Source organism: Pseudomonas sp. VEM90, from assembly GCF_054611535.1.
This window is the reverse complement of sequence record NZ_JBTRAR010000024.1, coordinates 86,149-94,160: the sequence shown is the minus strand read 5'-3', so window position 1 is coordinate 94,160 and position 8,012 is coordinate 86,149. Positions and strand designations below refer to the sequence as shown.

Annotated in this window: 5 protein-coding genes and 1 pseudogene; 1 reads left to right on the top strand and 5 read right to left on the bottom strand. The window is 62.1% G+C overall.

Features of this window, described 5'->3' with window-relative positions:
* Nucleotides 1-21: 21 nt before the first annotated feature.
* A complete protein-coding gene (locus tag ACYCCG_RS21155; protein ID WP_459671653.1) occupies nucleotides 22-963 on the top strand; it encodes an alpha/beta hydrolase in 942 nt (313 codons plus the stop codon).
* A gap of 105 nt (nucleotides 964-1,068) precedes the next feature.
* On the opposite strand, the gene ACYCCG_RS21150 is transcribed toward ACYCCG_RS21155, so the two are convergent.
* From ACYCCG_RS21150 to pvdN, 5 genes and pseudogenes are all read right to left on the bottom strand, one after another.
* Nucleotides 1,069-3,537, bottom strand: a complete 2,469-nt coding sequence (locus tag ACYCCG_RS21150) for a TonB-dependent siderophore receptor (protein ID WP_459671651.1) — start codon at nucleotides 3,535-3,537, stop codon at nucleotides 1,069-1,071.
* Nucleotides 3,538-3,644: 107 nt separating this feature from the next.
* A complete protein-coding gene (locus ACYCCG_RS21145; RefSeq protein WP_459671649.1) occupies nucleotides 3,645-5,294 on the bottom strand; it encodes a cyclic peptide export ABC transporter in 1,650 nt (549 codons plus the stop codon).
* A 259-nt stretch (nucleotides 5,295-5,553) separates the two neighbouring features.
* A pseudogene (locus tag ACYCCG_RS21140) lies at nucleotides 5,554-5,745 on the bottom strand (SidA/IucD/PvdA family monooxygenase); the annotation flags it as partial.
* Between the two features lie 114 nt (nucleotides 5,746-5,859).
* Complete coding sequence (pvdO, locus tag ACYCCG_RS21135) at nucleotides 5,860-6,720, bottom strand: dihydropyoverdine dehydrogenase (protein WP_459671647.1); 861 nt, start codon at nucleotides 6,718-6,720, stop codon at nucleotides 5,860-5,862.
* 13 nt (nucleotides 6,721-6,733) lie between these two features.
* Nucleotides 6,734-8,005 carry a pyoverdine-tailoring periplasmic protein PvdN gene (pvdN, locus tag ACYCCG_RS21130; RefSeq protein ID WP_459671646.1) on the bottom strand — a complete coding sequence of 424 codons (1,272 nt, stop codon included), beginning with the start codon at nucleotides 8,003-8,005 and terminating at the stop codon, nucleotides 6,734-6,736.
* Between the last annotated feature and the right edge of the window lie 7 nt (nucleotides 8,006-8,012).

Sequence of the window (8,012 nt, the reverse complement as noted above, 5' to 3'; positions counted from 1 at the left end):
CGCGCTCGAGAGTGAAGCAGAATGTCAGTAAATCCCGATATCGCCGCTTACCTGCAACTGGTCAAAGCCGGGCGCGACAACGGCAAGAGTCAGGCCATGCACCAGTTGAGTCCGGCCCAGGCGCGCCTGCAGTTCGATCAATCCTCGCAGCTGATGGGCATGGGTGGGCAGGGGTTGTGCGTGGTCAGCGCGTTGCAACTGCCTACCCGTGATGGTCGGTCGTTAGATGCACGTCTCTATCGCCCCGACGATGCCGAAGGCGTATTGCCGGTGCTGCTGTACTTCCATGGGGGTGGGTATGTGGTTGGCAGCCTCGACTCCCACGACGCCATTTGCCAGGGGCTGGCTGAGCGTGCCAGCTGCCTGGTGCTGTCGGCCGCCTATCGGCTAGCTCCTGAGTGGAAGTTTCCCACGGCGTTGGAGGATGCCGAGGACGCCTGGCGCTGGCTGGGTAACCAAGCTGTGGCTCTGGGCGGCGATCCTGAACGGTTGGCCCTGGCCGGCGACAGTGTCGGTGGCAGCCTAGCGACCCTGGTGGCCCAGTCAGCGGGTTCGCAGCCGCGCCTGCAGGTGCTGATCTACCCGGTCACCGATGCCAGCCGTGGCTACCCTTCCATTGACCGTTATGCCGAGGGGTTCCTGCTTGAGAAGGACACCCTGGAATGGTTCTACACCTTGTACGCACGTAACCCCGAGGACCGCCAGGCACCGGGCTTTTCGCCCTTGCTGGCAGCGCTGGACCCGGGCCAGGCTCCGGCACTCATGGTGCTGGCGCAATGCGACCCATTGTTCGACGAAGGTCAGGCCTACGCGGCGGCGCTGCGCGAGGCCGGCGTTACTGTGCAAGTGCAGGTATATGCGGGCATGACCCATGACTTCCTGCGCATGGATGCCCTGGTGGATGAGGCCGACGAAGCGCTGGACGCTGTTGCCGAGGCACTGCGTAACGCCTTCGCGAATTGATCGACAAGGCACTGAAAAAAGCCGCGCCCCAATAGGGAGCGCGGCTTTTTTACAGCGTTGTGCATCAGCTCGCGGCTATGGCGGGGGCCGGCAGGCCCCAGCTGTTCAGAAGAACTTGTAGCGCGCGGTGACCATGAAGTTGCGTGGCTCGCCAAAGAAGTTGCTTTCGGTCGGTGCCGTGATGGTCGAGTAGTAGCGTTTGTCGAACACGTTGTTCAGATTGAAGTTCAGGTCCAGGTGTTGGTTGACGGCGTAGGCGGTATTCAGATCGAAGATCGTGTAGCCGCCTTGTTTGACACCGTAAGGCGAGTAGATGCGGCTTTGCGTGCGCATCGCGCCGCCCACTTTCCATTGGTCCATCTCGCCAGGCAGACGGTAGGTGGTGGCCACCTTGAACAGGTTTTCAGGCAGGTTGGTGCCATACCGGTCGCCACTGCTGAACGTGCCGATGGGGGAATAAGACGATTCCTTGAGACGCTCCGCGCGGTTGTAGGTGTAACCAGCGGAGATCTGCCAGTTCTCGGTCAGTGCCCCCGTGGCTTCGAACTCGATACCACGGCTGCGAATTTCGCCGGCGGCGGTGTAGCAACTGGTAAAGGCGTTCTGGCATTGCGAACTTGGCAGGGCGTCGGGTAGGTTCTCGAGGTTGACCTGGAAGATCGCGACACTGGTATTCAGGCGGCCGCCGAAGTGTTCGCCCTTGAGGCCGATCTCGTAGTTGGTGCCCTGAATCGGCTCGAGGACGCCGCCACCAGGTGTTTGCTCGCTTTGCGGCTGAAAGATACGAGTCCAACTGGCGTAGACCGAGTAGGTGTCGTTCAGATCGTACACCAGGCCCGCATAGGGTGTGACTTCCCGCACAGCCTTGTAGTCGGCTTCACCATATGGGAAACCGCCGTCGTGCTGAATTACCTCAAGGTGGTACCAGTCCACGCGGCCACCGACGATAAGCGTGAGCGGATCGGTCAGGCTGAAGCGTGCGGTGGTATAGACACCGGTCTGTTCGATGCGTTGCTTGCGGTCCCAGGCACTCATGTCGATGCCGCTCGGCTTGGGCACCGAGTTCGGGTCCCAGGTGATCGGGTTGAAGGTAACCAGATCGAAGTTGCCATTGGTGAGAATCGGGCCGCCGATGTCGTTCCACTTGCTGACGCGACGGCTGGCACCGACTACCAGCGAGTGGGTACGTCCGGCCAGCTCGAACGGTCCGCTGAAGTAGCCATCGAAGCTGTACTGGTCGCGGTCGTAATTGTAGGCGCCGCCGCGCAGGGTCATGCTTGGGGTGCCTTGGGCGTCAACGGTGCTTGAGTTGATGAAGGTGCCCAGCATGTCCATTTCACTGGTGATGTAGGTAGCAGCGCCCTTGGCCTTCCAGTCGTTGTCGAAGCGATGTTCGATATCAGCGAACACCGTGGTGCTTTCCTTGTTCCAGTAAGACCAGCTTGGGCTCATGCGGTCGGAGCGCGAGATTGGCAGAAAACTGCCGTCGGGGTAGGTGCCCACGCCGTTCCAGTCAGCCCCTGGATTATTCTCATCGCTGTAGGAGATACCCAGGCTCATCGTGGTGGCGTCGGTCAAGTCGGCTTCCAGCACACCATAGAGCAGGGTGCGTTCGTTGCTGGAGTAGTCGGTGAAGGAGTCCTTTTTCTGATAGCTCAGCACGGTCCGACCGCGAAAGGTCCCTTGCTCGTTCAATGCCGAACCTGCGTCCAGTTCGAAGCGGCTGTTGTCCCAACTGCCATAGCTGGCCGTTACATTGACCTGTGGTGCGGTCGTGGGGCGTTTGCGGATGAGGTTGATCGAGCCCGACGGCAAACCGGCACCCTCCATCAGCCCGGTTGCCCCGCGAACGATCTCGACACGGTCATACATGGCCAGTGCCCCGGTTGAAAGGGCAGCCTCTTCATAGGCTACCGGCACGCCATCGAACATCAGGTTCTCGATGCCGAAGCCACGTGCATTGAAACGTGGCCGTTCTGCCCCCCACTGGTTGAGAGTCAGGCCGGGTGTGTTCTTGACCACATCGCTGAGGGTGGTCATGCCTTGGTCGTCCATGCGTTGACGAGTGATTACGCTGGTGGACTGCGGCGTTTCCCGCGGGGACAGGTTGAATTTGGTGGCAGTGTTGCTGCTGCCGGTCGTATAGGAACCGGTGTTTTCGGTAACCGCGCCCAGTCCTTGGCCGGTAATGTTGGTAGTGCCCAGTTGCACGGCGGCAGAGTTATCGCTGCCGGTGATGGTAATGGTGTCGCCTTGCAGGGTATAGCGCAGGCCGCTACCAGTCAGGAGCTGGTTGATGGCGTTCGCAACGCTCATGGTGCCATTGACGGCATTACCCCGCAGGTTCTGCAAGCTCGAGGGTTCGAACAACACCTGCATGTTTGCCTGTCGACCGAACTCGAGCAGGGCGCTACGCAGGGGCTGCGCTTCGATGCGGAATTGGGCTTGCTGAGCCTGGACCATCATTGGCAGTGCCAGGGTAGCGCCAAGCGCCACATGGAGCAGCGCCGGCCGGAACAACCGACGCAGTTTGATGGCATTGGCGAGGGGCGTTAACGTGGGGAATGCGGGCATTGGTCGAGCTCTGTAGAGTGTTATTGATAATGATTTGTATTGGCATGAATAGGACGTAATAAAAACCAAAAACCGGAAAAGAATTTCCGGTTTTCGTTGTTCGCGACTCAGGCAGGTTGTAGTTCGTTGACGATCTTCCCGGCATGCAGCCGTACCAATTGGTCGGCCATGTCGAAATAACGATCGTCGTGGGAGATGACGATGATGGTCTTGCCCAGGCGTTTCAGGTCCGGCAGCAGTTCGGTGTAGAAGATGCGACGGAAGGTCGGGTCCTGGTCGGCGGCCCACTCGTCGAACACCAGCACCGGGCGTTTTTCGATCCAGGCATTGACCAGCGCCAGGCGCTTGCGTTGCCCGGTGGAGAGGTCGGTGGTGTTGAACTGACCGTCCTCGACCTTTACCTTGTGGGCTATCTCCAGCCGCTCCAGGTACTGGTTGGCATCGTCCGGGATCTCCTGGTCGCCCTGTACCAGGTCGTCGAACAGGTAGTAATCGGCAAAGACCGTGGTGAACAGCTGGCGGTAGTCGTCCCGGGACGTGGCATCCACTGCCACCCCGTTGACCTTGATCTGCCCCTGGTGTGGCGCGTACAAGCCCAGCAGCAGCTTGATCAGGGTGGTCTTGCCGCAACCGTTCTCGCCGACGATGAAGACGATATCGCCCTGTGCGATTTTCAGGCTCACCGGGCCCAGGCCAAACGGCTTGTTGTCACCCACCGGCGGGAAGCTGTAGCGCACATTGTCCAGTTCCAGGCTGTACACCGGTTGTGCCGATGCGCCGTTGTCCGCCAGCAGCAGGTGCGGTTCGGGGTTGGCGAACTGCTCCGACAGCTCGGCGATACGTGCGAAGGCGATGCGTGCGCGGCCGATGATCGGCAAAGTGCTGATCAGATGTTCCAGCGGCCCCTTCATGTACAGCAGCACCAACACGAAACCGCTCATAACGCCGGCATCACCGCTTGGCCACAGCGACTGCAGCACAAGGCCGATGCCGATCACCACGAAGAACAGCATCGAGCCCAGGCTTTTGGCGATCACGAAGGTGTTGATCGAACGGGTCTGCAGGTCGCGAATCCGTTCGGCGGTGGCACCGATGCCATGTTGGAACATGCGCTGGCGTCGCGGGCGATGGATGCGCAGTTCCTTGGCACCGGCGGCAATGGCGCTGTAGTGCTTCTGCAATTGATCTTCGCTGTCGCGAGCCGCCATGAAACCGCGAATGCCTCGTGACTGAGCTACCGACTGGATGGCGATACCGATCGACAGCGCCACCAGCATCATCAGGAACATCGGCCATGACAGCATCGCCAGGTAACCCATGCAGCCAAGGGTGACTGTCAGGGAGATAGCCAGCGGCGCGAAGGCGAAGGCGAAGTCGCTGATGGTGTCCACGTCATGGGTCAGCACCGGGATCAGTCGGTGGCTGCGAAAGCGTTCGATCTGCTCTATCGGCGCCGCCAGCACCTTCTCACCCAGCTCCTTGCGCAGCCGGGCGATGATGTGCTGGCCGACATGGTTGGTACCGATGTCGGAGAGGATGGTGCTGACCAGCGCCAGGGCGCACAGCCCGACGAAGCCCAATACCAGGCCTTGGCTCAGCCCGTCCTGGGCGTGCAGGCCGTTGTTGATGGTGGCGAGCAGGGCGGTGACGCTGAGGCCACCCACCATGCCCAGCACGATCGACAGTGTGACCACCGGCCAGAAGGGCCGTAGCAGGGCCAGCAGCTCGCGCAGGGCCCCGCGGGGTTGATTGCTCATATATAGCTTCCCGTTGTCACGCGCTGGTGGCGCGCAGGGCGGCCGGGGCGCTGCTGGCGTGCTTGCCCAGGTGCTGATACAGCGACTGACCGATTTCCTGGGCACGGGCCGGCAGCACCGACAGCAGGGTGTCGGACAACCCGTGGGAGGCCTCGCAGAAACCTTGCAGGTACACACCGGCACCGAACTCGGCGCTGGCCAAGGCGCGGTAGTCGCGGCCTACCTCGAAGTCCTTCAGGTGCTGCTGCAGCGGCGCCAGCAGCTCGCTCTGGATGGCCAGGGTATTGCCGTGCCAGCGGTAATCGGTCTGCTTGTCGATGAACAGGGCGTCGAGGGCGTGACCGTTGGTTTCGGCGAGCTCTTCCAGGACGATGGCCAGCGCCAGGTTGGAAGGGCCGAAGCCTACGCCGATGGGATCGTGGATGTTTTCCGAAGCGGAGTTCTGGCTCATGGTTGCGGTTCCTTGGATGGTGGGTGGGGCACCGTCACGCGGCGCCCCGGGTCCTGCGCAAGTACACCGATAGGAACGAGCCGGGGGAGGGAGAATTTACCGCCGGCCGGCGGCTCAGAGCTCCCGTGCTACGCGAAAACCAATCCAGTCCCCGCGGTTGTCGGCATAAGCGTTGTTGCGGTTGCCCGAGCGCGAAAAGATCGGCGCCTCGCCCCAGTCGTTGCCGCGGATGCTCACCAGCTTGCAGCCGGCCTCCTTCCAGGCACTGCCGTCGACGGGGGCGCCGGAATAGCTGTCGTGATAGCAGTCCGCGACCCACTCGTAGACGTTGCCGTGCATGTCGTACACGCCGAAGGCATTGGCCGGGAAGCTGCCCCCCGGTGAGCTGTAGCTGAAGCCATCCTTGGGCCCATACACGTTGGCGTTCTTGCTGATCTCGAAATTGGCGTCCGGCTCGAACGGGAACATGCCGGTGCTGCCGCCTCGTGCGGCGTATTCGCGCTGGGCCTCGCTGACCATGCTGTAGTGCTCGCCGGTCTTTTTCGACAGCCAGGCCACGTATTGCTCGATATCGTGGTAGCTCATGCACACCGCTGGCTGGCGCGGGCCCTGCTTGTAGCTGGGCTTGCTGTTGGTGCAGCGTCGTCCGGGGCGGTCGTCGCCGTCAGCGATGACCACGCCGGCCTCCCTCTGATAAGCCGCCCATTCCCCGGCTGTAACCTGGAAACGGCTGATGGCGAACGGTTTGGCGAAGGTCACCGGATGCTGCGGACCTTCGTCATCCTGGCGGCCCATTTCGTCGGCCGGGGTGCCCATGGTGAAGGTGCCAACCGGCAGCACGACCATCTCGGGGCAGGTCTTTTCGCAGTCACGGAATACCGTGCCTGGTTTTTCGGACGGCTGTGCGGCGAGGGCCGGCAGGCTACAGGCTGCCAGCACGGCGGCGAGGGTGAGGCGGTACACAGGTGCGCTCATGGAGATGCCTTGTTCACAGTTGCTGGGTAATCAGGGCCATGGCCCGGTCGATCTGCTGCTCATCGTTGAGCAGGCTCGGGGCCAGGCGGATCACCGGGCCGACATCGCGGTACACCGCGTCGCACATCACCTTGTTGGCGGTAAGATGGGCGGCCACAGCGTCCGGGTCGCGGTCCTTGATCCGGAAGAAGGTGAAACCGGCGGAAAACTGCTCGCTGCGTGGGCTCACCAACTGGATCTGGCGGTGTTCGGCCAGGCGCTCCTTGAGCAGGCTGTTGAGTTGGTGGATGCGTTGCTGCACGTCGGCCTTGCCCAACTGCAGGTGCAGCTTGAAGGCTTCGCCCGCGGCCCAGCGGTGTTCGAAGGCGTGATAGCCCCCAGGGGTCATGATGGTGGCGAAGTCTTCGTCGCGGGAGAAGGTGGCGATGGAGGGCGTCAAGTGCTCCATGTTGGTGGAGGCGGCGCAGATGATGCCGGTGCCGCGCGGGCCGAACATCCACTTGTGGGTGCCGGCGATGAAGTAGTCGCAGTTGAAGTCGGCGAAACGTGCGTTCTCCACGCCGAACCCGTGCACTCCATCGACCACGTAGAGGATGCGCTCGGCTTCGCCGCGGTTGCGGTTGTGCCGGCGCACCAATTCGCCAATCTCGCCCACCGGCAGCTTTACGCCGCTGCCGGAATGCACCCAGGTCATGCCCAGGACCCGGGTTTCCGGTTTGATCGCCTTGTCGATGGTGCTCAGTACCTGGTCGGTGGAGATCGTCCAGGGCTCGTCGAACAGGCGGATCTTGCGCACAGGGGTGCCCTGGCGTTCGCTACGGAAGGCCAGCGCCTTGTGCGCCGAGTAGTGCTCGTGTTCGGTGACCAGAATCTCCTGCCCAGCACCGACCTTGAGACCACCGTAGATCATCGCCAGGCCTTCGGTGGTGCTGCCGGTGAGGGCGATCTGCCGCTGGCCGACTTCAAGATAGCGTGCGGCCCAGTCGCGGACCTCGTCTTCGCGCTTCCATTCGTACTGGCTTTCCCAGTCCATCAGCGCGGCGGGGTTGCGATCCAGGTCGGCGCGGTGACGGTCGATGGCTTCCTGTACCGGGCGCGGATGGGCGGTGACCAGGAAGTTGGCGAAATGCGCAATCTGCGGGTCGAGTGGAAACAGCTCGCGCAGGTTGTGCCACTTGTCGGCACCGGCCAGCGGCTTGGTGGGTTGGGCCAAAGCCTGGGGTAGCAGTGGCAGGCTGGCGGCCAACAGCCCGGCCTGTTTGAGGAAGGTACGGCGGTTGCTCATGTGTGTG

Bases quoted from the DNA above. Each gene is read 5' to 3' on its own strand.
- pvdO (WP_459671647.1), bottom strand. From the start codon at position 6,720: ATGAGCGCACCTGTGTACCGCCTCACCCTCGCCGCCGTGCTGGCAGCC.
- pvdN (WP_459671646.1), bottom strand. From the start codon at position 8,005: ATGAGCAACCGCCGTACCTTCCTCAAACAGGCCGGGCTGTTGGCCGCC.
- ACYCCG_RS21150 (WP_459671651.1), bottom strand. From the start codon at position 3,537: ATGCCCGCATTCCCCACGTTAACGCCCCTCGCCAATGCCATCAAACTG.
- ACYCCG_RS21155 (WP_459671653.1), top strand. From the start codon at position 22: ATGTCAGTAAATCCCGATATCGCCGCTTACCTGCAACTGGTCAAAGCC.
- ACYCCG_RS21145 (WP_459671649.1), bottom strand. From the start codon at position 5,294: ATGAGCAATCAACCCCGCGGGGCCCTGCGCGAGCTGCTGGCCCTGCTA.